The 25,357-nt window shown below is 44.9% G+C and carries 27 protein-coding genes; 12 read left to right on the top strand and 15 right to left on the bottom strand.

The annotated features are described in order from the left end of the window. Positions 1-11: 11 nt before the first annotated feature. On the top strand, positions 12-803 hold the full coding sequence (locus R7Q11_RS02985) for a LytR/AlgR family response regulator transcription factor (protein WP_045371237.1): 792 nt from the start codon (positions 12-14) through the stop codon (positions 801-803). Between the two features lie 140 nt (positions 804-943). Here R7Q11_RS02985 and R7Q11_RS02980 read toward each other — a convergent pair whose 3' ends face one another. From R7Q11_RS02980 to R7Q11_RS02965, 4 genes are all read right to left on the bottom strand, one after another. Beyond that, positions 944-1,438, bottom strand: coding sequence for a peptidylprolyl isomerase (locus R7Q11_RS02980; RefSeq protein ID WP_005448882.1), 495 nt, complete (start codon positions 1,436-1,438; stop codon positions 944-946). 121 nt (positions 1,439-1,559) lie between these two features. Next, positions 1,560-3,221, bottom strand: coding sequence for a methyl-accepting chemotaxis protein (locus R7Q11_RS02975; RefSeq protein ID WP_114092547.1), 1,662 nt, complete (start codon positions 3,219-3,221; stop codon positions 1,560-1,562). 175 nt (positions 3,222-3,396) lie between these two features. Beyond that, positions 3,397-3,783, bottom strand: a complete 387-nt coding sequence (locus R7Q11_RS02970) for a thiol-disulfide oxidoreductase DCC family protein (protein WP_225466160.1) — start codon at positions 3,781-3,783, stop codon at positions 3,397-3,399. Between the two features lie 24 nt (positions 3,784-3,807). Further along, the gene (locus tag R7Q11_RS02965; RefSeq protein ID WP_005383215.1) at positions 3,808-4,602 is read right to left on the bottom strand and encodes a DUF4344 domain-containing metallopeptidase; all 795 of its coding nucleotides are present in this window, start codon (positions 4,600-4,602) and stop codon (positions 3,808-3,810) included. Between the two features lie 862 nt (positions 4,603-5,464). Here R7Q11_RS02965 and gltS (R7Q11_RS02960) point away from each other — a divergent pair. Then, positions 5,465-6,700: a sodium/glutamate symporter gene (gene gltS, locus R7Q11_RS02960; protein ID WP_005374448.1), complete on the top strand. Its 1,236-nt coding sequence runs from the start codon at positions 5,465-5,467 to the stop codon at positions 6,698-6,700. A 99-nt stretch (positions 6,701-6,799) separates the two neighbouring features. On the opposite strand, the gene R7Q11_RS02955 is transcribed toward gltS (R7Q11_RS02960), so the two are convergent. The 3 genes from R7Q11_RS02955 to R7Q11_RS02945 are packed head-to-tail and all read right to left on the bottom strand — an operon-like array spanning position 6,800 to position 8,855. Further along, a complete protein-coding gene (locus R7Q11_RS02955) occupies positions 6,800-7,630 on the bottom strand; it encodes a hypothetical protein (protein WP_054576512.1) in 831 nt (276 codons plus the stop codon). After that, entirely contained in the window at positions 7,630-8,487 is an 858-nt protein-coding gene (locus tag R7Q11_RS02950; RefSeq protein ID WP_005383221.1) for an ABC transporter ATP-binding protein, read from the bottom strand. The genes R7Q11_RS02955 and R7Q11_RS02950 overlap by 1 nt, the downstream gene beginning before the upstream one ends. Then, positions 8,484-8,855 (bottom strand): GntR family transcriptional regulator, encoded by a 372-nt coding sequence (locus tag R7Q11_RS02945; RefSeq protein WP_005374444.1) that lies wholly within the window; start codon positions 8,853-8,855, stop codon positions 8,484-8,486. Before R7Q11_RS02945 ends, R7Q11_RS02950 begins: the two co-directional genes overlap by 4 nt. A 413-nt stretch (positions 8,856-9,268) precedes the next feature. Here R7Q11_RS02945 and gltS (R7Q11_RS02940) point away from each other — a divergent pair, with 413 nt between their 5' ends. Both gltS (R7Q11_RS02940) and R7Q11_RS02935 read left to right on the top strand, forming a co-directional pair. Then, a complete protein-coding gene (gene gltS / locus R7Q11_RS02940; protein ID WP_025768732.1) occupies positions 9,269-10,495 on the top strand; it encodes a sodium/glutamate symporter in 1,227 nt (408 codons plus the stop codon). 154 nt (positions 10,496-10,649) lie between these two features. Continuing rightward, positions 10,650-11,516: a hypothetical protein gene (locus tag R7Q11_RS02935; protein WP_025768733.1), complete on the top strand. Its 867-nt coding sequence runs from the start codon at positions 10,650-10,652 to the stop codon at positions 11,514-11,516. Between the two features lie 90 nt (positions 11,517-11,606). On the opposite strand, the gene nagB is transcribed toward R7Q11_RS02935, so the two are convergent. After that, positions 11,607-12,407, bottom strand: coding sequence for a glucosamine-6-phosphate deaminase (nagB, locus tag R7Q11_RS02930; protein WP_005374441.1), 801 nt, complete (start codon positions 12,405-12,407; stop codon positions 11,607-11,609). A 374-nt stretch (positions 12,408-12,781) separates the two neighbouring features. On the opposite strand from nagB, the gene R7Q11_RS02925 reads away from it, so the two are divergent. After that, the gene (locus R7Q11_RS02925; RefSeq protein WP_005374440.1) at positions 12,782-13,033 is read left to right on the top strand and encodes a DUF3081 domain-containing protein; all 252 of its coding nucleotides are present in this window, start codon (positions 12,782-12,784) and stop codon (positions 13,031-13,033) included. A 147-nt stretch (positions 13,034-13,180) separates the two neighbouring features. Here the strand turns inward: R7Q11_RS02925 and R7Q11_RS02920 are convergent, their stop codons facing one another. Beyond that, positions 13,181-13,534 (bottom strand): DUF413 domain-containing protein, encoded by a 354-nt coding sequence (locus R7Q11_RS02920; protein ID WP_005374439.1) that lies wholly within the window; start codon positions 13,532-13,534, stop codon positions 13,181-13,183. Between the two features lie 149 nt (positions 13,535-13,683). On the opposite strand from R7Q11_RS02920, the gene R7Q11_RS02915 reads away from it, so the two are divergent. Next, positions 13,684-14,577, top strand: a complete 894-nt coding sequence (locus tag R7Q11_RS02915; RefSeq protein WP_005374436.1) for a LysR family transcriptional regulator — start codon at positions 13,684-13,686, stop codon at positions 14,575-14,577. Positions 14,578-14,658: 81 nt separating this feature from the next. On the opposite strand, the gene R7Q11_RS02910 is transcribed toward R7Q11_RS02915, so the two are convergent. The 3 genes from R7Q11_RS02910 to R7Q11_RS02900 all read right to left on the bottom strand — a co-directional run bounded on the left by R7Q11_RS02910 (position 14,659) and on the right by R7Q11_RS02900 (position 16,336). Continuing rightward, positions 14,659-15,354: a pirin family protein gene (locus R7Q11_RS02910; protein ID WP_017821043.1), complete on the bottom strand. Its 696-nt coding sequence runs from the start codon at positions 15,352-15,354 to the stop codon at positions 14,659-14,661. A gap of 9 nt (positions 15,355-15,363) precedes the next feature. After that, entirely contained in the window at positions 15,364-15,807 is a 444-nt protein-coding gene (locus R7Q11_RS02905) for a DoxX family protein (protein ID WP_017821042.1), read from the bottom strand. A gap of 325 nt (positions 15,808-16,132) precedes the next feature. Next, positions 16,133-16,336 carry a hypothetical protein gene (locus R7Q11_RS02900; protein WP_017633816.1) on the bottom strand — a complete coding sequence of 68 codons (204 nt, stop codon included), beginning with the start codon at positions 16,334-16,336 and terminating at the stop codon, positions 16,133-16,135. 194 nt (positions 16,337-16,530) lie between these two features. On the opposite strand from R7Q11_RS02900, the gene R7Q11_RS02895 reads away from it, so the two are divergent. The 3 genes from R7Q11_RS02895 (at position 16,531) to R7Q11_RS02885 (ending at position 19,296) form a co-directional block, all read left to right on the top strand. Next, complete coding sequence (locus R7Q11_RS02895; protein ID WP_225466159.1) at positions 16,531-17,898, top strand: AlkA N-terminal domain-containing protein; 1,368 nt, start codon at positions 16,531-16,533, stop codon at positions 17,896-17,898. Continuing rightward, positions 17,895-18,377 carry a methylated-DNA--[protein]-cysteine S-methyltransferase gene (locus R7Q11_RS02890; RefSeq protein WP_005374431.1) on the top strand — a complete coding sequence of 161 codons (483 nt, stop codon included), beginning with the start codon at positions 17,895-17,897 and terminating at the stop codon, positions 18,375-18,377. The genes R7Q11_RS02895 and R7Q11_RS02890 overlap by 4 nt, the downstream gene beginning before the upstream one ends. A gap of 100 nt (positions 18,378-18,477) precedes the next feature. Then, positions 18,478-19,296, top strand: a complete 819-nt coding sequence (locus R7Q11_RS02885; protein WP_225466158.1) for a hypothetical protein — start codon at positions 18,478-18,480, stop codon at positions 19,294-19,296. 72 nt (positions 19,297-19,368) lie between these two features. On the opposite strand, the gene R7Q11_RS02880 is transcribed toward R7Q11_RS02885, so the two are convergent. After that, positions 19,369-19,977 carry a YitT family protein gene (locus R7Q11_RS02880; protein ID WP_005374427.1) on the bottom strand — a complete coding sequence of 203 codons (609 nt, stop codon included), beginning with the start codon at positions 19,975-19,977 and terminating at the stop codon, positions 19,369-19,371. 201 nt (positions 19,978-20,178) lie between these two features. Here R7Q11_RS02880 and R7Q11_RS02875 point away from each other — a divergent pair, with 201 nt between their 5' ends. Then, positions 20,179-20,574: a GFA family protein gene (locus R7Q11_RS02875; protein WP_017821038.1), complete on the top strand. Its 396-nt coding sequence runs from the start codon at positions 20,179-20,181 to the stop codon at positions 20,572-20,574. 37 nt (positions 20,575-20,611) lie between these two features. Here R7Q11_RS02875 and nhaD read toward each other — a convergent pair whose 3' ends face one another. Both nhaD and R7Q11_RS02865 read right to left on the bottom strand, forming a co-directional pair. After that, positions 20,612-22,042 (bottom strand): sodium:proton antiporter NhaD, encoded by a 1,431-nt coding sequence (gene nhaD, locus R7Q11_RS02870; RefSeq protein ID WP_017633821.1) that lies wholly within the window; start codon positions 22,040-22,042, stop codon positions 20,612-20,614. Positions 22,043-22,462: 420 nt separating this feature from the next. Next, positions 22,463-23,488 (bottom strand): acyltransferase, encoded by a 1,026-nt coding sequence (locus R7Q11_RS02865; protein ID WP_176311392.1) that lies wholly within the window; start codon positions 23,486-23,488, stop codon positions 22,463-22,465. A gap of 250 nt (positions 23,489-23,738) precedes the next feature. Here R7Q11_RS02865 and R7Q11_RS02860 point away from each other — a divergent pair, with 250 nt between their 5' ends. Further along, entirely contained in the window at positions 23,739-24,329 is a 591-nt protein-coding gene (locus R7Q11_RS02860) for a TetR/AcrR family transcriptional regulator (protein ID WP_017821036.1), read from the top strand. Positions 24,330-24,457: 128 nt separating this feature from the next. Next, a complete protein-coding gene (locus R7Q11_RS02855; protein WP_017633823.1) occupies positions 24,458-25,315 on the top strand; it encodes an alpha/beta hydrolase in 858 nt (285 codons plus the stop codon). Positions 25,316-25,357: the final 42 nt, after the last annotated feature.

Raw genomic sequence — 25,357 nt, 5'->3', positions numbered from 1 at the left:
GGAAGAAAGGAATGAATACAGGGTTTACTGCCATTATTGCTGATGATGAACCGCTATTGAGGCGTCATCTTGATAAAAGCCTAGCTGAAGTGTGGCCAGAGCTAGAGGTGATAGCCAAAGTCGCCGATGGTGAACAAGCGTTGCAAGCCATTGAGCAAAACCAACCTGATATTGCGTTTCTCGATATTCGTATGCCAGTTTTGGATGGCATGACATTAGCGCAAAAACTCAATCAACTCGCCAATCCACCTTTGATTGTGTTTGTCACTGCGTACGATGATTACGCCATCAAAGCTTTTGAGCAAAATGCCGCCGATTATTTGCTCAAGCCTATCTCTGATGAGCGCCTTCTGACGACGTGTGAAAGAGTGAAAGCACGCCTTGCTAAGCGAGAGCAAGAAAGCAGTAATGTGCAGATGAGCAGCCTGTTAGAACAGTTGCAGCAATTATCCGCTCCACAAACGCCGCAATATCTTCAGTGGATCAAAGCGACGCAAGGGGAAGATATTCATCTGATCGCCACGTCTGATGTGTTGTATTTCAAAGCGGAAGAAAAATACGTTTCTGTGTATGCCCAACAAGGACAAGGCAAAGTGCAGGAGTATTTGATTCGTACATCGTTGAAAGAGTTGATAGGGCAGCTTAACCCAGAACAGTTCTGGCAAGTGCACCGTTCAAGCGTGGTGCAAGTGTGCAAAATTAGCAAAGTAAACAAAGACTTTGCTGGCAGAATGTTTGTGCACGTTGGAGAAAACAAGCTCCCTGTGAGCCGTGCATCTCAAAGTTTATTCAAAGGAATGTAATCGCTAGAACTGCTCACTCTTTACACTGTAAACTCGCTGCTCATTTGTTTCAGCAACGAAAACAAAAAGCGCCTAAGTCATATAACGTTAGGCGCTTTTATTGTTTTATAGCGACGATTTCTCCGAAGAGATGAATGGGCTTATTCGCTGACTGTCACTTTCTCAATAATGATTGGATCGCATGGCACATCATCGTGACCAAGCTTAGAGGTCGTTTTCACTTTCGCGATGCGATTTACGACATCCATACCCGCGGTCACTTTACCAAACACGGCGTAGCCCCAGCCTAGGTTGGTAGTTGCAGTGTGGTCTAGGAAATCATTGTCTTCCAAGTTAATGAAGAACTGTGCCGTTGCAGAGTGCGGTGCATCGGTACGCGCCATTGCGATAGTGCCAACAAGGTTCTTAAGACCACGGTTTGCTTCGTTCGCGATCGGGGCGCGCGTTGGCTTTTCTGCCATGTCTTCGGTGTGACCGCCACCTTGGATCATAAAGCCGTCGATAACGCGGTGGAAAATAGTGCCGTTGTAGAAGCCATCTTCACAGTATTTTTTGAAGTTCTTTGAGCTAACTGGTGCTCGTTCTAGGTTCAGTTCAATCTCGATGTCACCGAAATTGGTGGTCATAATAATCATCTGGTTTGCCCTTGTAGGTGCTAAGTTGGCGGCATTATAGCTAAGACTTCTGAGGATAGCAGAAATAAAAACAGCGACGTTTTGGCGTCGCTGTTTGCAAGGTGTAAGGGGGAGGAAAGCGTTAAACCGTAAAGCGACCGACCAAGTCGTACAGCTCGTTAGCTTTGTGGTTAAGGTTGCCACTGCCTGCACGGTTTTGGTTGGCAAGGTGTGCCGATTGGCTGCTTTGTTGAGAGATCACTTCAATACGTTGTGAAATCTCTTGCCCAACTTGGCTTTGCTCTTCGGTTGCCGTTGCGATCAAGGTGTTCATGTCCATGATGTTAGCAATTGCGGCTTGGATTTCTTGCAGTGCGGCAGAGGCAGCTCGTGCTTCCTCAACCGTTGCTTCACCACGCGCTTGACTTGAACCCATGGCTTTCACTGCTGCATCCGAGCCAGACTTCAACTGCTCAATCATTTGGTGAATTTCGCCTGTGCTGTCTTGAGTGCGACTCGCCAATTTTCGAACTTCATCGGCAACGACTGCGAAGCCGCGACCTTGTTCGCCTGCACGGGCTGCTTCAATGGCTGCGTTTAGTGCCAATAGGTTGGTTTGCTCGGCGATGTCTTGAATCACTTCTAGCGAAGAAGAAATGTTTTGTACATCGCTTTCTAAGCGAGAAATCACCGTGCTGGCTTCCGACACTTCTAGTGCGAGCGCTTCGACAGAGCTCGCTGCGGAATCAACAATGTGTTTTGCTTGCTGTGAGTTATCATCAGCGTCTTTGGCGGATTGCGCCGCTTGGTTAGCGTTGCTGGAAATCTCGTGCGCCGTTGCTGTCATCTCGGTCATTGCCGCAGCGACTTGTTCGGTTTCTTCACGTTGACCTGAAGCCAATTCGTCCACTTGCGACGCTCGCTGTGACATGTCGTTGGTCTCTGAAACCACTTCTTGCCCTACGTGGCTAACACTCTTGATGATGCCTTGCAGGCTTTCAACGAAGATATTGAAATTACGGCTCAGCTGAGTGAATTCAGGTACGCTTGATTCTTCCATCCGCGCGGTTAAGTCTGCATCGCCTTGCGCGAAAGAGTGGATTGAGGCATCAAACTGCTCAATAGGCTTCATGATGCTGCGGTTAACAAACACAGCGAAGACCGCGACGATAGCTGCAATCGAAACACAGAACAGAGCAATTGCCGTCAGTGTGGTGTTGAGGGCCTGATGCGCGGCTTCTTCCATGTTTGCCACAATCGCGTCGATATCGTCAGTGTAGAAGCCCGTACCCAACATTAAATCCCATTCAGGAATAAAGACTGAGTAGCTCAATTTCGGTAGTGCTTCGTTCTGACCGAGTTTCGGGAAGTAATAAGTCGTGAACTCACCAGTTTTGGAATTTTTGATCAAATCCTGAATCAGGTAATTGCCTTTCTTGTCCTGCAAGTTATAGAAGTTCTCTCCGATGCCTTTGGTGTTTTTACCCACCACGACACGCACGCCTTTTGAATCGTAACCGAAGATGTAGCCGGATTGACCAAACTCCAACTGTTTCAAGATAGGCAATGCTTCTTCAAGTGGGGCATTTTGAGCGAGTAGTGGTTCGACGGCGGAGCGCGCCATTTGGACGTAGTTTTTGAGCTCGGCTTTTTTCATCTCCATCATTTGACTTCGAGTCTGCTCAATCTCGTGTTCGTTGTAGGCTGTGGTTTGTAGATAGGTGAACCACATCATGCCTATTGCCATGGTTAGAATTGGAATTATTGAAAGGATATATAGTCGTTTTCTGATCGTCAGATTCATAGAGACGTCCTTCTCTCGGCGCAGCGTTACAAGTGACAAGCTGAATAAGCTTGCCTGATAAAATTATTAATACTTATTGTTGTAATGCTTAGAGATTAACCGAGTTAATCAATCAGAAGTACTGGAAGTTTATAAATTTAGACTAAGGTCGTAGCATTTTTAAGCAGGATCACAATTAACGTGAACACGAACCGTTATTGCAGCGAGAAGTGCCCGTTAACCAGTAGGAGACGCGGTAGCGGTTTTTGGCAAATTTGAGGTAAAGCCAATCCGCAACAGGTTTGACAACGCGCCAACGCAGCGGTGCATACAACCAACCGCGACCGACCAGTTGCCATGCGCGATGAGTCACATCCAACCCAAGCAGCAGCTCCCCCTTATCGTTAAGGGCGTGCAAAATGGTGTTGGCTTGCTCCGGATCGATCTGCGGATAATCTGCGAATGCATCACTATAGATATCGACGGTTTTGATTTGCTGCTTGGCATCGCGTTGTTTTAGCGCCTTCATCTCTTTGGCACAAAGCGGGCAGGTTCCGTCATAAAATATGGTGAGTTTTGTCATTGCGGTTTTCTTGTTTGAGATTTTCTAATCGCTTTTACGTGGCGAATTTTCTTTTGGTTCATTGTTTTGCAAGTAATGCAGCCAATTGTCGCGAATGTTGCCGTAATTGAATTGGCAGAACTCTTTGCGATCACGCAGGTAGTCTTTTTCTACTTCATCGAGTAAGGCTTTGTATTGCTCAGGATCACTACCGTACACCAGACATAACGTTGAAAAGTAACGCTGCAAATCAAAGCTGTGTTCGTCAATGTACTCGCCAAAATCGTAGTAGTCCGGTCTGTCGTCGGATTCGAATGCGAACATGTCGGCGGCGCTAATGGCCATATCTGCGCCATCTTCTAGGAAGTCAATCATTAAAATAGTGGCAAAATTATCGACCGCATCTTCTTCTTTTCCGAGAACAGGGATGCTTTGATCTTCGATGTAAGCATGTCCAGCTTCATGAAGTAAAGTGTGCAATAACGTATCTAGCGCCCCTGTTTTTGGGGATTTTCCGAAGCGTTCTTCATACTGATTATTGGAGAAGTAATTGAGCGACTCCAAATAAAAAGTGTAAGGAACGTATATTGTGTGTGTATCAGGGTCATACATTGGACCATCTTCTCCGCCGTAAACCAGCGTGAGAGCTTTATCAAATGGAAAGTAGGCCTGAGACAGCTCAGCAAAGATGGTGTTTACATCGCTGCTTTGAATCGATTGTTGGGCGATTTTTTCATGAGTTGTCTCTACGGGAGAATATTGAATACGAATGTTTTCAGCTGCTGTAGCTGATGAGACGACGCTGAGTAATAGCGCAGCGCAAAGCGAATGAATGTTCATGTGGGACTCTTGTTATTGAATAACTTGTATAAAAAATTATACATGTTTTTGCCTGATGCATAGTTGGGGTTGTACTCATTAGCCAAAGTCGGGACGTCGGTCTCGAAAAGCAATCATGATAACATCGCATATTTCGGCTGCTTGGTTCTCTAGGGCGTTTATCAAGACCTCTTGGATAAGAACGGCGGTGAAGTTATTAGCTATGCATCGTATTCTAAGAAGCTTACTGAGTAACTGTGCTTCGATCTTTATCTGTGAAAATGATAATAGGCAGTTAATCATTGCAAGGTTTAACTATGGGGTTGGTGAATGTCACTGAATTGAAGAAAATTATCAGCGATATGTTATAATCCTGCTCCGTTGTGACGAAAACGTTTGTTGCAGCCTGAGAGTTTCCTTGGATTCGGCTCGTTTATACACCATGAGCCAGAGTTGAAAAGCTACGACAGGAACAGGCAAACCCAATTGTTTTGAACGCGCTCTCGGCGTTTAGCGGTTACAACGGGAAGGAACTTTGTTTGATAGTAATTGACACATTCTGTTTAAGTAAGGGAGCCCGAAGTGGTTCAGAAAGTGTCACCCAGAATTTACTCACAACACGACACCCCAAGCGATAACGCACAGGTATTGCGAGGGGCCATTTGAAGGAGCTGTATCAGCTCCTTTCACATTTAAGGGCTTGCTAACAGCGTAAAAACTGACACATCGCTTAAGGAGCGCCCCTTAAACTAGCCTAAGGCGCATCTACACCAACTTTTTGAGTATTTTCGAAACAATAAAGCGAGAAAATTTGCTATTGAACGAAGGTTAAACTAACACTCATTCATTACGGAGAATGAAGAGAACAATAATAAGAGGCGATATGAATCATTTAATATCTGTAGGTGCACTGGAGTCCTTCTTGGTCGCAATCAGTGTGCTTTTCCTGGGGCATTTTATTAATGCTAAGCTACCGATTTTAAAGAAATTCAACATACCTGAGCCGATTGTAGGTGGTCTTATTGTAGCCTGCATGATTACTGCTCTTCATTTCAACGGCATCGATTTAGAGTTCGACTTGCCATTACAAAATACGTTTATGTTAATGTTTTTTGCGACAGTTGGTTTGGCCGCAAATTACACTCAGTTGATGAAAGGAGGTGCGAAGGTTTTTATCTTCTTAGCTGTCGCATCGTTTTACATCATCATACAAAACGGCGTTGGCGTTTCACTTGCGGCGGCGCTCGGTTTAGATCCTTTGATGGGGTTAATTGCTGGCTCGATTACTCTGTCAGGTGGTCATGGTACAGGTGCTGCGTGGTCACAAACCTTTCAAGACGTGTATGGATTGGATAACGTCTTAGAAATTGCAATGGCATCAGCGACTTTTGGTTTGATCATCGGCGGTATCATTGGTAGCCCTGTAGCGCAGCGTCTGGTGGAAAAGAACAGCATAGAGTCTGAGTATGGTCGTGGTGGTCGAGATGCCAAAACTCACGAGAAATTCCCGGAGTTGGTGACTTACAATGAATACGAAGAAGATAAAGTAACGGCGAAAAAAGTGGTGGAGAAACTCTTCTTCCTACTGATCTGTGTTACTGGGGCCAAGTATGTCGAGCAATGGGTAAGCACGTATGAAATCTCATGGCTGATGATTCCAGACTTCGTATATGCGCTATTCATTGGTGTGATCATTACGAATTTCTTGGAAGTGACCAAGATTCGTAAGTTAGATGCCGAAACGGTCGATATGTTAGGTACGGTATCGCTATCTCTGTTCTTAGCGATGGCTCTGATGAGCTTGAAGTTATGGAATATCTTCGATCTAGCGATTCCATTCTTGGTTATTTTAGCTGTGCAGTCTGTCGTCTTAGCAATCTTTACGTACTATGTTACGTTCAAAGTGATGGGAAGCAACTACGATGCTGCGGTTATTGCAGGGGGGCACTGCGGTTTTGGCTTGGGGGCAACCCCAACAGCCGTAATGAACATGGGTTCGATCGTTAACCGATTTGGCCCGTCGCCACAAGCATTTATGGTGGTGCCAATTGTGGGCGCTTTCTTTATCGACATCGTCAACTTAATTATCTTGCAAGGCTACATTTCATTCCTTGGTTAAAGTTAAGTGGATGAGCTCCTAGAGGCGAAATAAAACGGTCACAACACTGGTTGTGACCGTTTTTTTATGACTTGGTTTGGTCGTTTATTGAACGAAGCATTATTGGATAGTTCGGCTGAACTTGAGGCTAGCTGTCCAACCAAGAATACCAATGAAGGCGTATATGCCAACGTTTAACCAACCCGCTTGAGGAATGGCATTGAATGGGTTTGGTGTAATAATGGCGTGCAGCGGAAGGTAAAGCACTTCGGAGAAAAACTGATCTAGTCCGTAGAAACCAAAAAGTGCGATAGGCATCCAACGCAGCGCATAAATGGCGATAAACAAAATGACCAGTGGTGAGTTCACTTTTTGTGAAATAGCCATCGCAGTTAATGCCAGCGGTAACAGCAGAATACCGGCGAACAACATTCTGATTAAAAACTCTCCCCAATGCAGCAGCACGTAACCTAACGAGGCTTGGCGGTACAATAAAGCCAATTGGTGATCAGTAGAGATGTTCAGCAACCACAACATTAAATTTGCAGCGAGTACGAGCACCGAGCAGACGAGCGGAATCACCAATAAGCCAAATCCTAGCTTCACTAAATGGGTTTTTATGTCACTGACAGGCATACTGCGCCAAAACATAATGCTGCCTTCCGCCCGTTCTTTGCGTAGCGTTCTTGGGAAGTACTGAACGGCTAACAAGATAGACAGCAGCCCTGCTCCTCCGGTAATCAACATATTGACATCATCACCAAGCTCTTTGTGAATGTCACTGACATCGCCACCAAAGCTCATTTGGAAAAACATATTGTGTTGTAGAGTGTCGTTACTCATTAAACTCACAAAGAGAATAACTCCACACGCCAACACAAACAGTGGAATACGTAAAACAAGAGGGTTTTCTAACCACTCTTTTTGCAACATCGCGACAACTGAACGCATTACGCTGCCTCCTTCTGCAATGCTAAAAATAGATCCGCTAACTTCACCCCATGGATGGAACCCATTGTTTCTGCTTGTTGGGCATACTGGGCTTTGAGTAACCATTTCGTTGAACCGAGGCCTTTTTGTGACGAGAGTGGGTTCATCGCTTCAATTTGTGTGCGGTGCTCGTCGTTGGCTTCAAGAATGAAATAGTCTTCACTGATACTGTCCATCGAGGTTTGCAGAACGGGGCGACCATGCTTAAGAATCAGAACATCTGTCAGCAAGTGCTCAATCTCTGATACTTCATGACTGGCGATGATCAACACGCGCTCGCCGTCGTGAAACCATTCCAATAAGTGACGATAAAACGTCTCGCGATACACGAGATCTAACCCGAGTGTCGGTTCATCCAATATGAGGATTTGGGTGTTGGTCGCGATCACAATCGCGAGGTGTAATTGCACCTTCATCCCTTTGGATAAAGATTTGATACGCGCACGAGGTTTGATGTCCGTTTGACGAAGTAGCGTATCTGCTTGGGCGCGATTGAACCCTGGATGCACGCCCTCGGTATAGTTAAGCAGTTGAGCAACGGTCATCCAATCTGGCAGAACGTTGACATCCGAGATGTAGGATAAGCTCTGCATTATCTTGTCGCGTTGCATAATGGGTTCAAATCCGTTGATACGAATAGTGCCCTGATATTCATGTGCACCGAGTAGGGCATTAATAAGCGTTGATTTACCTGCGCCATTATGGCCGAGTAAGCCAAGTACTTGTCCTGCATGTAGGTCGAAACTCACTTCATGCAGTGCTTCTCCTTGTTGCTGATATTGCTTGGAGACGTTGTTTACACTGACTAATGCGCTCATTGGTCACCTTTCAAGTGTGGTTTTAGTTGTTGAATGAATTCGTCGAGTGACATATCCAGACGCTGTATTGTGTCGGCTATCTGCGGAATTTGTTGCTGAAGAAAACGTGCCTTCTCGTCTGCGAGTAATTTGAGCTTTGCTCCTGAAGCGACAAACATACCTTGACCGCGTTTTTTCTCCACTAGCCCGTCATCAACAAGCAATTGATAGCCTTTCATAACGGTGAGGTGGTTAATTTTCATATCTGCAGAGATGCTACGGACGGAGGGCAGAGCATCGCCTTCTTGCCAGACACCTTGCAGTATTTGCTGCGTGATCTGGTCTGCCAACTGTCGAAATATCGGTTGGCGATCATGCCAATTAGTCATGAGTGAATCTCTTGGTTGAGATGGTGTTGTATATATGTATAACACCTAGTGCATTAGAGAGAAAGTAATAATTTAAAACCTAGTGTATCCGCCTGTCTCATTCGCTCTAAATATCCACCTATGTGGTCGTTGTTTTGAGGTTTTGTTTTATATGGAAATTAATTGCTTCTCATAAGTTGAGAAGTGTTGTTTTTCTCTTCCCATCAATACACTTATCACCTGTTCTAAATGAATATTCTCACTGAATGATAATTAGCATAATTTTAGGTCTGCCTATTTATTACTTGATGAGAATTGATGGTCAAAGAGGCCTAGAAAACAAAAGTTTCGAGAGGCAATCTGACTGGCTTAGGCACCTATCTCACGTTGAGCCCGTGCTCAATGAATGAGAAAGAGTAGAGTAAAGAGGTCTCATGAATCAGGTAATATCTATCGGCCCACAGGAGTCGTTCCTCGTCGCAATTTGCGTGTTGTTTTTAGGGCAGTTCATCAATACCAAGTTACCAACCTTAAAAAAATTTAATATTCCAGAGCCAATTGTTGGTGGTCTAGTGGTCGCTTGCGTCATCACGACGATGCACTTAAACGGTGTGGATGTATCCTTTGATTTACCACTGCAAAACGTTTTTATGCTGATGTTTTTTGCAACCGTTGGCTTAGCGGCAAATTACACCCAACTGATTAAAGGCGGTGCGAAGGTTTTCATCTTCCTAGTTGTGGCATCGGTCTACATTCTTATCCAAAATGCGGTCGGCGTGTCCTTAGCAACAGCGTTGGGGTTAGATCCACTCATGGGGTTGATCGCCGGATCCATTACGCTTTCTGGCGGACATGGAACTGGAGCTGCGTGGTCGCAAACTTTTCAAGAAATGTATGGTTTGCATAATGTTCTAGAGGTGGCAATGGCTTCTGCTACATTTGGCTTGGTGATGGGCGGGATTATTGGCAGCCCTGTTGCACAAAAGCTACTAAACAAACACAACTTGGAATCGGAATACGGACGCACCAATCAAAGTCATCAGAGTTTCCCTGAACTGGTGACGTACAACGAACATGAGGAAGATCGTGTCACAGCGAAAAGAGTCGTTGAAAGCTTGTCCATCATTTTACTTTGCGTGACAGGCGCGAAGTATCTGGAGAGTTGGGTAAGCAGTTTTGACATCAAGTGGTTAATGATTCCCGATTTTGTTTATGCGCTGTTTATTGGTGTTGTTATCACTAACATCATGGAAGTGACGAAGGCGCGCAAGGTTGATTTAGAAACCGTTGATATTCTTGGCACGGTTGCACTATCTCTATTTCTTGCCATGGCCTTGATGAGTTTGAAATTGTGGAATATTTTCGATCTTGCGATCCCATTCCTTATTATTCTTGCTATTCAGTCGGCAGTGTTGGCGATGTTCACTTACTACGTAACATTCCGCATGATGGGAGGCAACTACGATGCGGCGGTGATCGCTAGCGGACACTGCGGTTTTGGGTTAGGTGCTACACCGACTGCGGTCATGAATATGGGCTCCATCGTGAGTCGATATGGTCCATCACCACAAGCATTTATGGTGGTTCCAATTGTCGGTGCATTCTTCATCGACATTGTGAATTTAGTGATTTTGCAAGGATGCATCGCTTTTATTAAATAACATTCGCTTTTTTACCGAAATAACAAAGCCAGCACCTATACGCTGGCTTTGCTATTTGTAACACGAAATCTTGTTTGCCTGACTTCAAGCCGTGAAATCAATGCGTTACTATGACGACATAGTGTTCAATTTTGCAGCAGCATGAGGTACCCACATGTCTGAAAAAATATCGACGTCGGCATTAGCGAAAATGCGCAAGGTAGAAGCTAAGCTGCTGTTTGCCGATCTCAAACGTGCAGGCTACATCGTTCGCCAAGATGAAAAGTGGATTTTGACCGAAGAAGGGGCAAAGTTTGGCGGTGAGTATGTGGATCACCCTAAATTTGGCCAGTTCATCGTCTGGCCGACCAACTTACATATTGAGCTGACTCCCAGCTCAGGGAAAACATTGAGCGCGACACAACTGGGTGAAAAGCTGAAATTGAATGCGAAGCGCATGAACCAGCTTTTGAGTGAACTGGGTTGGTTGACCAAATCCGAAGAGGGATGGAGTGTCACAGAAGCTGGTGTGCGCGCTGGTGGGCAGCAAAGAACCGATAAAGAAACACAAAATACCTTTGTCGTATGGCACGATGTGGTGCTGCGTAACAAGCGTCTTAAGCAGTCTGTCATTGAGTTTTTAGGGCAAGACGCGGAGTCACATTCTACGGATAAATCGTACTCAAGCTTTCGCCAAAAATTTGAAGCCAAGCACCGAACATTAGATGGGCATTACGTACGCTCTAAGGGTGAGTTGCTCATTGACAACTGGCTGTACTTGGCTGGTGTAGTGCACGCTTATGAGCGTCAGCTGCCGATTGACCAAGATGTCACTAGCGATTTTTACTTACCAGGCGGTAAAGTCTATTTGCAATTTTGGGGAAGTGACGATGGGGAGATGGCTCAGGCCGACCGTGAGACCATTCGTACTGTTTATAAGCAGCATCATTTCAACCTTATCGAAGTCGAACCGAGTGAACTAGACAAGTTGGATGAAGTGCTTCCTAAGCGTCTTCGTCAGTTTGGTATTAAAGCTTATTGACGACTTAAGCCCGCTGTTCAGATAAGAAAAAACCCGTGTTCAACACGGGTTTTGTATTTTTAGTGTATTTCTAGGCTGCAATCCTATGGGTTAAAAGCCTTTGATGTTTTCTGCTTCTAGCTCAGAGAAGTACTTCACTGTCTTCACTTTCAGTTCTTGTTGAGCTGGTTCGTCGCATACGATCACCGCTTTAGGGTGAAGCTGAAGAGCAGAAACTGTCCATAGATGGTTTACACAACCTTCCACGGCTGCTTCAAGTGCCTGAGCTTTGTTATGACCAGTGACCAAGATCATCACTTCTTCTGAGTCTAGAAGCGTACCAACACCGATAGTCAGCGCGTATTTAGGCACTTGGTTGATATCGCCGTCAAAGAAGCGAGAGTTCGCAATGCGAGTGTCTTCAGTGAGGGTCTTGATGCGAGTACGAGAAGAAAGAGATGACGCTGGCTCGTTGAACGCGATGTGACCGTCGTTACCCACGCCGCCCATGAACAGGTTGATCTTGCCGTAAGACTTAATTTTGTCTTCGTAACGCTTACATTCTGCGTCGTGATCGTCTGTGTTACCGTTCAGTAGGTTGATATTTTCTTCTTGAATATCAATGTGATTAAAGAAGTTGTTGTACATGAACGAGCGGTAAGATTCTGGGTGATCCGCAGGGATGCCAATGTACTCATCCATGTTAAAAGTCACGACGTTTTTGAAGCTGACTTCGCCGGCTTGGTAAAGCTCGATTAGGGCTTTGTAGGTTGCTAGAGGAGTGCCACCAGTTGGTAGACCCAGAACGAATGGACGCTCAGCAGTAGGTTTAAAGTCGTTGATACGCTTAGCGATATGCGCAGCTGCCCACTTACCTACTTGTGCTGCTCGAGTTAACGGGATAAGTCTCATTTTGTGCCCCTAGTTATTGGAATTAACGATGTACTGAAACATTAATTCGCATTATAAAATAAGTAATGGCGAACTGCTATTGTTTTAGGTCAAAATTTTGCTTTTTCTTTAACCAATGTTGGTTTTGTCGACGATTTTTATATCTAAATGCTTTTATAAGACGATTTTTTACAAAGAAATTGCATTATGAAACTGACGAATCAATAGATAAAATTTATGATCTAAATTAAGTTCTGCCTTCGCACTTAACCTTGTTTTTTAACAACCTACAGAGTGCGAAATCGCACACGAACTTCAAATATTATGGGTTAGATATGGCATGGCGCTCATTCTTTAACCATAATTGAAATGTGTAAACCAGTGAGGAATTCGGTATGAAAAATGAGTTAGATCCGAGCAAAGTACTACAGGCTTACGAATGTGTGATGAACAACGGTACGCCAACCGAATTTGGTAAAATGTATGAAGGTGTAGAAGCGTTTTCTGACTACGATGGGTACAACGTTTTCTTGAGAGGGAATGGTGTTGAGCTAAAAATTGGCTTCCACAACACCTATCACTTGGAATATGACCAAGAGCATTTGAAAGAGAGCTTTCTGAAAAAGATTGCGACGCTCGCCAAGTAAACGGTCATCACCCAAATATTAAAAAAGCCCTTGGGAGAATGCCCCCTTGGGCTTTAGGAGAAGAAATGAGCTTGTCTTGCTCGCTCAGTAAAGTCAAACGAGCTTTCGCCTACTGCTAGAAAAAGGCGAGAACTAGGTTATTGGTTATTAATCGTCTTCAACCAAACTCTCTTCAATGTATTCTTCTGTGGCGTCAGGCTTGTTACGACCATTTAGCGTATGGAAGCGCTTGCGACCACGAGCAAGTTGGGTGTACTTTAGCCACGTACGCTCAAGTTTTGTTTTTGCTTTGCCCGGGTTTTCTAACACCTTGATGAAGTGTTTCTCTTCGCTGTTTTCAGGTGTTAATTCGCCTGACTCTAAGCCAAGCATTGTATCCCCATAAATTGTTAGGATTTCCTCTTCTGAAAGAGTAAAATCGCCAGACTTTGCAAAGCCGCGTGGGAATTTTACGTTATCGTAAAAACGTTTTTTGCCATGACGGAATTCAGTGTCAGACATGTCAACAGCCTCTGTAACCGTTATTGATGAATGTAGTGAACTTACGGCGAAAATTAGGCTTAAATCTAACAAAAGAAAAACAAAACTTTTTTGTCGTCATGATTTTAATTAGTTGTTAATCTGGTTTTATATTAACCAGGAGATGGTTTATGGATGTAAAAGTCTTTCGAACATTTTTAGAGCTGGCAAGAGTTCGTCACTTCGGACGTGCTGCTGAGAACCTTTATATTACCCAAGCCGCTGTGAGCGCACGTATCAAACAATTGGAAAGTTACTTCGATACGCAATTGTTTATTCGTGATCGAAATAACATAAAGTTGACCTCTGCAGGTGAGCGCTTAATCAGCTATGCCGAGGTAATGGTCACTACATTGCAACAAGCGAAGCTAGAATTATCGCTTGAAGATGGCAAAGCGCTGCAACTAACGTTAGGTGGCACGCCAAACATTTGGGACGCTTATTTACAGAATTGTTTAAGTGTCGTCACAGATTCGTTTGGTGGTTATGGCTTCATGGCAGAAGTGATGGGACGTGAGATGCTCAGTCGTAGCTTGCTAGAGCGCACGTTAGATATGGCATTTGCGTTCGATCAGATCAAAGCTGATGAGCTTAACTGTAAAAAAGTGGCGGATGTTGTTCTCGTTCTGGTATCGACTGAGAAAGATTCTTTAGACACCGTTTTCGAAAACAAATATGTGTACGTTGACTGGGGGACGCGTTTCTCCTCAGAGCATTCTGAGCGTCACCCTAAGATTCCGGCTCCATATTTACGCACTTCAACAGCGCGTATCGCATTGGACTTTATTTTAGAGAAGGGTGGAGCCGCGTACTTACCAATCTCTCTCGTGGAGCCATTTATCGCTAATGGGCAGCTTCACAAGGTGTCTGGAGTAGAAGATTGGTGTCGCCCTATCTATTTGAGCTATCGTAAAGCTAGCTCGTCTGTAGACGCGATTAAGCAAGTGGAAGAAATTGTCAAAGAGATCGATCCACTGACCGCTTACAGTTTTCAGCAAATTGGTTCTGGCACTTCCGACGAATAGCGTTGAATGAAAAGTCAGAAAAACGAAAAAGCCGCCTTGAGAAATCAAGGCGGCTTTGTTTTTATCTCGATGAATCGATAGTTATGGTAAGTCAAACAACAGGGCTGTTGTGCTTTCGTTTGATGTATTGCGCAAAACAACCTTACTCTGGTGTTCAACCTTCGCGCCGTCGCCAGCCGTCAAAGTGGTATTGTCGACACTAAGGCTCCCAGTCACTTGATGGATGAATAGATTTCGGCCCGACTCAATCTCAAAGTTTAGTTCGCTACTTGGCTCAAGAATTAACTGATGCAAAGTCGCATCTTGCTTAATAAGTAGCGTGCCGTTTTCTCCAGTTGGAGTTGCGATAGTCGTTAACCCAGGATTGCGACCAAAATCTTTTTGCTGATAACCTGGTTTGGTTCCAAATGTGTTCGGTTGAATCCAAATCTGTAGAAACCGCAGCGTATCTTGGTTCGATGCATTGTACTCACTGTGGTAAATCCCTTTCCCTGCCGACATGAGTTGGAATTCACCTGCAGGTAGTGTTTTGACGTTACCTTCACTGTCTTTGTGTGCGATAACACCTTCCAACACATAGCTGATGATCTCCATATCACGGTGGCCATGTGTATCAAAACCCGCGCCAGGCTTGACTACATCGTCATTAATGACTCTCAGCTCAGAAAAGCCCATATGTTGAGGATCGTAGTAGCTACCAAAAGAAAACGTATGTTTGCTATCAAGCCAGCCAAAGTTTGCTCGACCTCGGTCTGCTGCATGTCTTACCGTAATCATAAGGCCTCCTTAAGAGAGCTTTTTGTTTAATAAGTTATCTAACGCTGCTTTACCTGCGCCAGAGAACGCCAGAGAAACGCTCGCTGCCAGTAATGCCAAGCCAAACTCGTAACCGTTGTTTGCCATGAACAGGCCATTCTCAAAGTGGACAGAGAATATCGCTACCACCATCGTGAACGCCAAAGCAACCGCTGCTGGTCGAGTTAGCAGACCAAGTAAAATGAACAAGCCGCCAAAGAACTCTGCGCTGCCCGCAAGTAACGCCATGAGTACGCCAGGACCTAAACCGATAGATGCCATCCACTGACCTGTGCCTTCTAGGCCGTAGCCACCAAACCAGCCAAATAGTTTTTGTGCGCCGTGCGCCATAAAGATAATGCCGATTGGAACGCGAAGTGATAGTGCGCTGTAACCTGCGTTTGATGTGGTAATTTTCTGTAATAGTGCTTTCATGATTCTGTCCTCTGACTCTTTTCAATGAGTGGGAAGCGTGTGCTCCCGTGCTGTTGAGAACAGTTTAGGTAGAGGCGAACATAAAAATAACGGGAGGATTTTGATAAACTCGTTCTAAAAAATTGAATGATTGGTTTTTATTTATTTAAATCAATGTCTTGATTTTTATATTCGGGTGTTTATTTGCCGATTATTGTCTGTTTTAAATCAAGGTCTGTCATTATTTTCGATAAACATTTTTGCTGTTAAACAAAAAAAGAGCACATGTACTGTGCTCTATTGCTTTCGCTTTTAACAAGGGAGAAAGGTGTGTTAAAGAAAACCGTCAGAGGTTCATTAAGCTCTCTAATGACTCCTCTACATTGTTGTAGTGATAAGTTCGAATATTACGTCCATCCGTCGCATTAATCTGAATTTCTGAGATCTCGTTATCTGAGTCTCTTTCGATAATTCCAATAGAATGATCTACGGATTTACTGGTAATAACCTTTTGGTTTCTTAATACAATTACGCAAGTATGTAAGTCCATGCCAATTCCCTTTAGCCGACGTTGTTGTGATGTTCTGGATCTAACTTTAGTGTACAAAAGCGCTAATGCCAATAAATCTCAATATTGAGTTCCGAAAATGGCTAATTGTGGGCGCTTAAGCAAGCTACAATAACACTATATTGAACGATGCCTATGAACAATAAATGACAAAAGGCATGAGCAAGGAAAGCACTATGTTTATTCACCCCCATACCTCACTGACCTTCGAGCAGTGTCACAAGGCGCGAGTCGCGCGAGACAGTCGTTTTGATGGGCGATTTTATGTGGCGGTAAAAACAACGGGAATCTTTTGCCGTCCGATTTGCCCGGCAAATTTGCCTAAAGAAGAAAATGTTGAGTATTTCGCTGATAAGACGCAAGCCCTTCAAGCAGGGTACCGTCCGTGTTTACGTTGTCGACCTGACAGCGCGCCTGGATCTTGGGCATGGAAAGGTGTCGAGACGACCTTTCAACGAGCGATTTCGTTAATTGATAGAGGGGAGTTGCATCACCATTCGGTGTCAGAGTTGGCTGAGCGTGTTGGGATTTCTGACCGTTACTTACGTATGTTGTTTGAGCAGTATCTAGGTATGTCACCCAAGCAGTATGCGCAATATCAGCAACTAATGTTCGCCAAACAGTTGCTTCACTCCAGCTCTATGTCGGTCACCGACGTGGGGTTTGCGTCAGGTTTTAACAGTACGCGCCGCTTTAACGATGCTTTTCAAAAGTTTCTCAAACTAACGCCTTCTCAAGTACGCCGTAAAGAGTTTGATGGTGCGGGTTGCAATCGAATTGCCTTACCTTATCGAGGTGAGTTGAATTGGTCGCACATGTTGGACTTCTATCGTTTGCGAGCGGTTGAGGGAGTTGAGCTGGTGAGTGATGAGAGTTATCAGCGCAACGTTTTTTTGGATGACAGCAAAGCCTGGTTTAAAGCGACAAAAGGTGAAGGATACTTAGAACTGGCGTTTGAAATTGAAGACGTAACGAAGCTGCAAAACTTGGTGTCTGACATTCGTCGTATGTTCGATCTTGACGCTGATATTTGTACTGTTGAGCAGCATTTGGAGTATGTCGCGCCTGGGCTCGTGTCGAGTAAAGGTATTCGTATTCCTGGTGTATGGAATGCATGGGAAGCAGGGGTTAGAGCGATTTTAGGCCAGCAGGTGTCGGTTAAAGCGGCGATTGGTCAACTTAACTTATTGGTGGCCACACTTAGCGGAGAGTCAGAAAAACGTTTTTTCCCGACTCCCAGTGATATTGCGAACTCCGACGTGAGCTTTTTGCGCATGCCGCAAAGCCGTAAAGAGACGCTAGTGCGCTTCGCCCAGTTTATGCAGGACAACTCAGAAGCTGACCCCCAGCACTGGCTAGCTTTGAAAGGCATTGGACCTTGGACCGTCAGTTATGCTCAACTGCGAGGGCAATCTCAACCCGATTGCTTTCTAGATAAAGACTTAGTGGTGAAAAAGGCGATGCAGCGTTACTCATCACTGAATACGCACACTGCGGCCCCTTGGGGAAGCTACGCGACGTTTCACTTATGGAATCAATCATGAAAACATTTTATACCGAAATGCCGAGTCCACTAGGAACGGTGACTATCCAATCGAACGCTGAGGGCTTACTTGGCATTTGGTTTGAAACATGCACCACTAAGCCGAGTGAGCTGGGGGTGCGAGACGAGCAGCATCCGGTTTTGCGCCAAGCTGTCACCCAACTGGATGAATACTTTGCTGGTCTGCGCAACGAATTCGACTTACCCCTTGCAGCGACAGGCACTGATTTTCAAAATCAAGTTTGGCAGGCACTAACGACCATTCCATATGGGGAAACGTGGAGCTATCAAGATCTCGCGAATGCGATAGGTAACCCTAAAGCTGTGCGTGCTGTTGGGTTAGCAAATGGGAAGAATCCGATTTCTATCGTGGTGCCTTGTCATCGCGTTATTGGCAAAAGCGGAAAACTGACTGGGTATGCAGGTGGAGTGGAGCGCAAGCAACGTTTGCTTGCGTTGGAGCAAGGTACACCGCTTTAAGTGAGGCGATTCTCATATTGGGATTAAGCGTGCTACACAGAGGTAACGATAGTGTAGAGTTTCATATTCGTTATACGAATATAAAAAGGATAATAAGGACATGCCTTTCAAAACGGATTTTGATGCCTTCATGAGTGAGTGTTGGCAGCATCACGAGGAAAATCCCGAACAAATTTATGCTCAGCTAGAAACGGCTCTGAGCGAGGTGAAAGACGTTACCCAAATCGAGCGAATATTCGCATTGATGCTGCATACCGCTATTGGGCATCTCCAGTGCCCAGAACAGTTTCTTACTTGTTTAGAGCACTTTGATGAACGCAAGGTTGCTGAGAGTTTGGCATTTCAACGCAGTATTGCCGTTGCGCGCTATTTCGTAGATGGCACTGACAATATGGAATTATTGGAAGAGCAAGAGCAACGCCGAGTTTACGCTTTGATTTCGAATGAACTTTCTGCACTTGCTCAGCTTGAACTGGCGAGTCAATGGTTGGTGAAAGCAGCGTTAGGAATGACGCCGAACGATGCAGAAGGGCCATTAGCGCGCGCTTTCGCGATCACTGCAAACAACTTAGCATGTCAGTACGAAGCGCTGGCTGAGCGCACGTGCATGGAAACATCGAAGATGTTAGAAGCAGCAACACTCGCGCTAGACTATTGGAAAGTGGCAGGGGGTTGGATGCAAGAAGAGCGCGCAGAGTATCGCTTAGCTATGAGCTTGCTTAAAGCGGATAAACCGCAAGAAGCCAAAGTGCATGCTGAGCGCTGTGAAGATATTTGTCAGCAACATGGTAGCGACGCGCTTGAGCTGTTCCACGCACATGACTTGCTGATGCAAGTACACTTCCATCTTAGCCAGAAATATAAAGCTAAATTGGATGAGGAGATGCAGCAGCACTGCAAAACGAGCTCGTTGACGTGATCTTAGCGTAGAATGAAAAAAGCCCCGAGCGACTGGCTGGGGGCTTTAGGGTTGTTGTCTATGCAGCGATGATTATGCTGCTTGCGCTTTTGCTTGGTATCGTCCTGGTTTATGGTTCATCGCCAAAATCAAGTTCGTTGCGATGGCACCTAGAACAGATAGAGCGATAAGGTGCACATCTACAATGAACAGTGACATCACCACGATGGCACAATCTAACGCCATTTGAACTTTACCCGCTCGAACTCCAAAACGTTCCTGAAGGTACAACGCTAGAATGTTAAAGCCACCCAAACTCATTTTGTGACGGAAAATTACCAACATACCGATTCCAATCAGCCCACCACCCAAAAGTGCCGCATAGAAAGGTTCGATTCGTGAAATCTCAATCACATGATGCAGATGATCGACCGCAAAAGAGACAATCGAAACCGCAATAAAGGTATTGATAGTGAAGCGCCAACCCATGCGCATCACAGATAAAATATAAAAAGGGAGGTTAAGAGCGAAAAATATCTGACCAAAACTGAAGTCACTCACTTTGGTTAGGAAGATCGCCAAACCAGCCGTACCGCCAGTGAGCAATCCTACTTTGCTAAAAAATATCACCCCAAGTGACACCAACGCACTGCCGAGCGTCAGAGCCAAGAGGTTCTCTCTTAGGCTATGATCTTTGTCAATAAATTAATTTCCTTGGTTTAAAAACCGCGCCGGAGATAACACGTCTCACGGACGCGATAGACAGTCGCCAAAATAGCAACTAACAAATCGGCCAATAAAATGTCGCGAAAAGTGATGGATGTCGAGTTTTTGGACGAGATTATGATGATATTAACCTGTTTAACATAATGTACACAGATAGAAAAACAACAAGGAAAAGTTATGATTAAGAAAGTTGGCAACACCCAAATCAACACATTACATCGACTGAGTTGTCACTGTGGAAAAGTTGAGTTGGAACTGGCGTTACCCAATGGTATTGAGAAACCGAGACGGTGTGACTGTTCTATGTGTCGACGTCGTGGCGCGATTGTCGCGTCTGTACCTTTGAACGGTATTCGTATTGTGCAAGGCGAAGACGTCTTGAAGCAGTATCAATTTAATACACACACTGCGAAGCACTTTTTCTGTGGCGAGTGCGGTATTTATACGCACCATCAGCGTCGTTCTGACCCGAGTGAGTATGGCTATAATGTCGGCTGCTTAGAGGGCGTCAACCCATATGAGTTGGGAGCGATTGAAGTGATGGATGGCGTTAACCATCCATCCGACCGTTAGGTTACATTGCAAGTTAAGTGACTAATTCTAGGTGTTTTTAAGTAAATAAACCGCTATTCATCCACAAGTGTACCGCAATACTGGCGGCATAACCCAAGGCGATGACGGGAGCCCACTTTAGGTGGCCAAAGAAGGTGTATTGTCCACGCGCGGCTCCCATTAAAGCGACGCCTGCCGCGGAGCCAATGGAAAGCAAACTGCCCCCGACACCTGCGGTTAATGTGACGAGTAGCCAGTTGCCCATCGACATGCTTGGTTCCATGGTCAGTACAGCAAACATAACCGGAATGTTATCGACGATTGCAGATAGGACACCAACCATTACGTTTGCCCAGACTGGGTTCCATTGCGTGTACATGACGTTTGAAACCAGTTCGAGGTAGCCAAGTAAACTTAAACCGCCAACACACATCACAACACCGTAGAAGAACAACAAGGTGTCCCATTCGGCTCGAGACACACGATGAAACACATCAAACGGAACCACTGAGCCTAAGCGCTTCAATGCCTGATCGTCACCATTGGCAATTGCCATAGCCGCTTTCTTTGCGAGTGAGTGTTTGAGAGTTTGACGCAAAAAATATCCGAAAAACTGTAAGTACGCCAAGCCCATCATCATGCCCATAACGGGTGGGAAGTGCAGCAAAGCGTGGAAAGAGACTGCGGTGGCAATAGTCAGAATGAATAATGCGACAATACGCCTTGCCCCGCGTTTTAGCTCAACGTGTTGGTGAATCGTATTCGGTTTTGTGTTTGGAACAAACAGTGACATCAAAAACGCGGGAACCAAGTAGTTCACCAATGACGGTACAAACAACGGAATGAACTCAGCAAAGCTGACATGACCGGCTTGCCACACCATCAGAGTTGTAATATCCCCAAATGGGCTGAATGCACCGCCAGCGTTGGCTGCGATAACAATGTTGATACAAGCAAGATTGACGAACTTAGGATTATCACCAGAGACTTTCATCACTACAGCGCACATCAAAAGGGCCGTAGTTAAGTTATCGGCAATCGGTGAAATGACAAAAGCGAGAAACCCCGTCAGCCAGAACAACTTTTTGAATCCAAAACCTTTACCAACCATCCACGCCTGTAAGGCATCGAAGAGTTTGCGTTCTTCCATTGCGTTGATGTAAGTCATCGCCACGAGCAAAAACAGCAGCAACTCGGCATATTCCAACAAGTTGTGTTCTAGTGCGGATTTGGCGATTTCAGGCTGGTTGTGCTGAGCAAAGGTGTAGCCAATCAGAATCCAAATTAACCCTGCAGCGAGCAGCACTGGCTTGGATTTTCTCATTTTCAGATACTCTTCCAACATAACCAGTATGTAAGCGATCGAAAAGATAATCAGAGCCGCGTAACCGACACCAGAATTAACAAGGTTCAGTTCATTGGTTGATGCAGCAAAGGTGGCGCTAGAGAACAACAAACAGCAGAAAGCCACAATTGGATAGATTGGCATAGACATTTCTCCTTTGTCTGGTTGGAGAAATATTAGCCACAAATGAATGAGTTAGTTGTGAGAGAGCTCGAATTAACAGTAGGAGTTAGGAAATGATAGTGTGCGCCACTATTTTCTGAGTGACGCAATGCTTGCTGCGCCGAATAAAACCGCAGCGGCATATAAACCGTAAGTTAACCAGTGACTAATCTCTAAAAAAGGAACGAGTCCTTGACCTGCCCACATACAGCCTCCGTTTAATGAGCAATGTTGTAATAGTCGAGCCAATTTAAAGGAAATGAACAATGTTTTTTGTGAGTGAAAGCAAATTCTGAAGGATTAGAAAGTCAAAAATTGGTCAGTGAGAGAGAAATCTCATTTTTAACTGGCTAGCTCTAATCCTTTTGAGTTAAAGCTAGCTATATCTAGAGCTGAATGCATTTAGCGTAGGAGCCATTTTTTCAACGGTGAAGCGTCGATTGCTTTCACAAGCAGTATGGTTGCAACAATTGTTGCAGGATAAATAAACACATCTTTCGCGAGGTGTTGCAGCCCGATAAATCCAGCGACATTCATCATGACAATTATGATAAGCAGATGGCTAACATATATCCCTAACACGCTAGGAGATAGTTTGAAGATCCAAGGCATGTCGCCAAAATGAGGGTGAGCCAAAAGCCACATAAAGACACCTACAGCCCAGATAACGGTACCGAATAGGAAGTCGTGCGAGTTGAAAGCGATGTCATGTTGCATCAGCCAGTAAGCTTCACCAAAATGCAGTGCCATGCCAAGAATAATGCATCGAACCGTATTGTTTCTCGACCACCGCCACTGCGCTTCTCGTGCGAAATAACCTAGAGCAACTAGCAACGTGCTGAAAAAAGGCCCGTTACGAGTAAAGAAAGGCGCTGGCAGGTCGGTAATGGTCGCGTAACTGCCAGCAAAGGCCCCGTATATGTATAGCAATACTGCGGTTGGCAGTATCAGTTGCGCCATATTGATATGCACGAGAAAGGCAATTAACGCTACGGCAATGACCAGAGCCGGAATAAACCACAGATGAACGAGTCCGCCTTCGATGAGTGAATTGATCGGGGTTGACATTAAGTACCCCCAATAACCTTGCCTTTCGGCGAGATACCCTGCCTCAGCGACCGTCTGCCATTGGAATGGCATCAGTAAACTGATCATGCTCCAAATGAGCCAAACCTTCATTAACGGTTTGGTGTAGTTCTTAAGAGTATCAATAGGTGAGTGACTCAACTTCGGCTGGATTAGATAACCCGAGATGAGAAAGAACAGCGGAACAGCAAAACGAGCCAGTTGGTTGAGCATATAGCCAACCCATGGTATCCCATCCCACTGCCAGTACGTCAGTGCCATCTGGCAATGCAAACCCACAATCGCAAGCATCGCAATGATACGTGCAAACTCTAAGCTGGCTATTTTTTGTTTCTTTGCCATTACATTGTTTACCTAAATAAAAAACTTAGGTGAAAATAGCAGGTTGTTACTGAAGTAATGCGTGAAAAAGTCAACAGACTTGCGCTTACATTGAAGCTGTTTTGAAAATTAAGACTTACTTCAAACTTCTTAATTATTAACCTATTAACGCAATCAATACCTGATTCGTGAGTCGAAAATAGCACTGAATAATGGTTAGACCAGTTAACTCGAGATTGCAAAAAAGAACGATCGTGCTAAAAATAAGACTATGCAAAAAGGAAAAGTGACAAAAGAGTTTATTCTGCAGCGGGCTTTTGAGATCGCCAGCGAAGACGGATTAGAAAGTCTTACGATTGGAGAGTTAGCCAAGCAATGCGGTATGTCGAAAAGTGGTCTGTTTGCCCACTTTAATTCGAAGTTGAATTTACAGCTATCGGTGCTTGATCACGCCAATAAAGTGTTCGCTGATCGGGTTATTGAGCCTGCTCGAGAACTCGGGGATGGCAATATCGAGCGTAAAATTCGAGGGTTGCTCGACTCTTGGATGACTTGGAATCACGCATTCCAAGGAAGTTGTATGTTTCTTGACGCTTGGAATGATACGGCAGATAAAGATTGCCCGCTTCAGGCCGGACTGCGTAAATCCATAGACACTTGGCTGAGCTATTTGGAGATCCAAATAGCGAAAGGCAAAGAGAAGCAAGAATTTTCAGCAGACTTAGATACACGCCAAGCAACGTTTGATTTGTACGGTCTCTATTTGAGTGCGCATGTTTTTTACTCAATTAAAGGTGAGCAAGAAAGCTTGCGTCTGTTTTGGCAAGGGATCGACAACTTATTTTCTCGCTGGAAAGGCTAATATCGGTTATTCGCTTCCCAGATTCGTAGACATAAAATCACAAAGAGCGGCTGAGTTCGCTCTTTCTTATCAGCGTAAAAAGCACGACCGTTCTATTTTGTGCAAAGCTGGTAGTTAAGGACATGATTATGAGTGAAAAAATTTACTTTAATACATCGCAACGTTTCAGTATTAAGCGCAGTTTGGTGAACATTAGTACTCGGTTACACCATACACTGGCCCCGTCACATGCAAAGAAGACCGCGCGCAAGCTTCTTCTGACACCTGCTCGTACGCAACCTAAAAATATTGAGCCTCAAGGGCTTATCAAAGGTGAAATTAAAGGGCATGCAGGCATCATCAAAACCTATACTTTGGGCTCTGGACCTATTTGGGTGCTAACTCATGGTTGGTCTGGAACGGCAAGTCAGTTTTATCCACTGATGGAACATATTGCGTCGAAAGGGTTTACTGCTTTGGCGTACGATCATCCGGCACATGGTGAGAGTGAGGGGCAGTATGGGCACATTCCGGGGTTTGTCAGAGGATTAGAAGATGTGTTGGATACGGTCGAGGATATTGTTGGCCTAGTTGGGCACAGCATGGGCACCGCTTCTGCTCTTGAGTGTAGGCACAGTAAATTAGAAAACAAGCCTTTGCTGCTTATTGCTCCGGTATTAAATTACGTAGAGAACTTATTCGGTAGCATTGCACGTTCCGGTTACTCGATGAAGCTTTTTAATGCTGTGGTTTCAGAAGTTGAAGACCAATTTGGTTATCCGTTACAGTCCATTGATCCGATGAAGCGTTTGTCTGAGCGTCCGTCTCACACCATTATTATTCATGATGAGCAAGACAAGTTCACCAAATACAGTGTCTCGGCAAAAGCGGCTGAAGAGATTAAAAACGTTGAGTTAGTGACAACACAAGGTCAGGGGCATGGTAGAGTGATGAAGTGTGAGCAAGTCTTCAGTAGTTTTGACCGTTTGCTCGATAGTGCTTGGTAACCCTTACTTTTACTGATTGACTCGCTCCGTTTTGCGCTAATT

Source organism: Vibrio sp. 970, from assembly GCF_033339075.1.
The sequence above is the reverse complement of the archived record's forward strand: the minus strand, read 5'-3'. Positions and strand labels throughout refer to the sequence as shown.

Bases quoted from the DNA above. Each gene is read 5' to 3' on its own strand.
- R7Q11_RS02970 (WP_225466160.1), bottom strand. From the start codon at position 3,783: ATGACAAAACTCACCATATTTTATGACGGAACCTGCCCGCTTTGTGCC.
- R7Q11_RS02950 (WP_005383221.1), bottom strand. From the start codon at position 8,487: ATGAGCGCATTAGTCAGTGTAAACAACGTCTCCAAGCAATATCAGCAA.
- R7Q11_RS02910 (WP_017821043.1), bottom strand. From the start codon at position 15,354: ATGATTACGGTAAGACATGCAGCAGACCGAGGTCGAGCAAACTTTGGC.
- R7Q11_RS02900 (WP_017633816.1), bottom strand. From the start codon at position 16,336: ATGGACTTACATACTTGCGTAATTGTATTAAGAAACCAAAAGGTTATT.
- R7Q11_RS02890 (WP_005374431.1), top strand. From the start codon at position 17,895: ATGAAAACATTTTATACCGAAATGCCGAGTCCACTAGGAACGGTGACT.
- R7Q11_RS02885 (WP_225466158.1), top strand. From the start codon at position 18,478: ATGCCTTTCAAAACGGATTTTGATGCCTTCATGAGTGAGTGTTGGCAG.
- R7Q11_RS02860 (WP_017821036.1), top strand. From the start codon at position 23,739: ATGCAAAAAGGAAAAGTGACAAAAGAGTTTATTCTGCAGCGGGCTTTT.
- R7Q11_RS02980 (WP_005448882.1), bottom strand. From the start codon at position 1,438: ATGATTATTATGACCACCAATTTCGGTGACATCGAGATTGAACTGAAC.
- nagB (WP_005374441.1), bottom strand. From the start codon at position 12,407: ATGAGACTTATCCCGTTAACTCGAGCAGCACAAGTAGGTAAGTGGGCA.
- R7Q11_RS02925 (WP_005374440.1), top strand. From the start codon at position 12,782: ATGAAAAATGAGTTAGATCCGAGCAAAGTACTACAGGCTTACGAATGT.
- R7Q11_RS02935 (WP_025768733.1), top strand. From the start codon at position 10,650: ATGTCTGAAAAAATATCGACGTCGGCATTAGCGAAAATGCGCAAGGTA.
- nhaD (WP_017633821.1), bottom strand. From the start codon at position 22,042: ATGCCAATCTATCCAATTGTGGCTTTCTGCTGTTTGTTGTTCTCTAGC.
- R7Q11_RS02895 (WP_225466159.1), top strand. From the start codon at position 16,531: ATGTTTATTCACCCCCATACCTCACTGACCTTCGAGCAGTGTCACAAG.
- R7Q11_RS02920 (WP_005374439.1), bottom strand. From the start codon at position 13,534: ATGTCTGACACTGAATTCCGTCATGGCAAAAAACGTTTTTACGATAAC.
- gltS (WP_025768732.1), top strand. From the start codon at position 9,269: ATGAATCAGGTAATATCTATCGGCCCACAGGAGTCGTTCCTCGTCGCA.
- R7Q11_RS02875 (WP_017821038.1), top strand. From the start codon at position 20,179: ATGATTAAGAAAGTTGGCAACACCCAAATCAACACATTACATCGACTG.
- R7Q11_RS02915 (WP_005374436.1), top strand. From the start codon at position 13,684: ATGGATGTAAAAGTCTTTCGAACATTTTTAGAGCTGGCAAGAGTTCGT.
- R7Q11_RS02975 (WP_114092547.1), bottom strand. From the start codon at position 3,221: ATGAATCTGACGATCAGAAAACGACTATATATCCTTTCAATAATTCCA.
- R7Q11_RS02945 (WP_005374444.1), bottom strand. From the start codon at position 8,855: ATGACTAATTGGCATGATCGCCAACCGATATTTCGACAGTTGGCAGAC.
- R7Q11_RS02985 (WP_045371237.1), top strand. From the start codon at position 12: ATGAATACAGGGTTTACTGCCATTATTGCTGATGATGAACCGCTATTG.
- gltS (WP_005374448.1), top strand. From the start codon at position 5,465: ATGAATCATTTAATATCTGTAGGTGCACTGGAGTCCTTCTTGGTCGCA.
- R7Q11_RS02905 (WP_017821042.1), bottom strand. From the start codon at position 15,807: ATGAAAGCACTATTACAGAAAATTACCACATCAAACGCAGGTTACAGC.
- R7Q11_RS02865 (WP_176311392.1), bottom strand. From the start codon at position 23,488: ATGGCAAAGAAACAAAAAATAGCCAGCTTAGAGTTTGCACGTATCATT.
- R7Q11_RS02855 (WP_017633823.1), top strand. From the start codon at position 24,458: ATGAGTGAAAAAATTTACTTTAATACATCGCAACGTTTCAGTATTAAG.
- R7Q11_RS02965 (WP_005383215.1), bottom strand. From the start codon at position 4,602: ATGAACATTCATTCGCTTTGCGCTGCGCTATTACTCAGCGTCGTCTCA.
- R7Q11_RS02955 (WP_054576512.1), bottom strand. From the start codon at position 7,630: ATGCGTTCAGTTGTCGCGATGTTGCAAAAAGAGTGGTTAGAAAACCCT.